The 350-nt window shown below is 60.9% G+C and carries 1 protein-coding gene; it reads right to left on the bottom strand.

From position 1 onward, the window contains the following. A partial coding sequence (locus IRZ77_RS26710) for an immunoglobulin-like domain-containing protein (protein ID WP_196174641.1) occupies positions 1-350 on the bottom strand: 350 nt, incomplete at both ends.

Raw genomic sequence — 350 nt, forward strand, 5'->3', positions numbered from 1 at the left:
ACGGTATCCGTCGCGGTCAGGGTGAGCGTGGTGACGTCCGGAGTCGCCGGGTTGTCGGTGACGGTGGTCACTGGCTCGCCAACCGCCACGGTCTTCTCGTAGTTGCCACCCGAGATATTGGTGATCTTGTTGGTCAGATCCAGGTTGGTGTTGTGGACGTTGTTCGGAGCGGTGAACGGTACCGAAGCAGACGACTCGCCTACCGGAATGGTGATGGTCTGACCGTTGGCCAGTTTCACCACCAGATCCGAGCCGGTGACCTTGTGGTTGACCGACGCGGTGTAGGTCACCACGCCACCTTCAGCAACGGTCGAGGTCGCGGTCAGAGTGACGGTGGTGGTGTCGATGGT

The sequence above is a fragment of the Pseudomonas pudica genome (genome assembly GCF_015680405.1).
Classification (GTDB): Bacteria; Pseudomonadota; Gammaproteobacteria; order Pseudomonadales; family Pseudomonadaceae; genus Aquipseudomonas; species Aquipseudomonas pudica.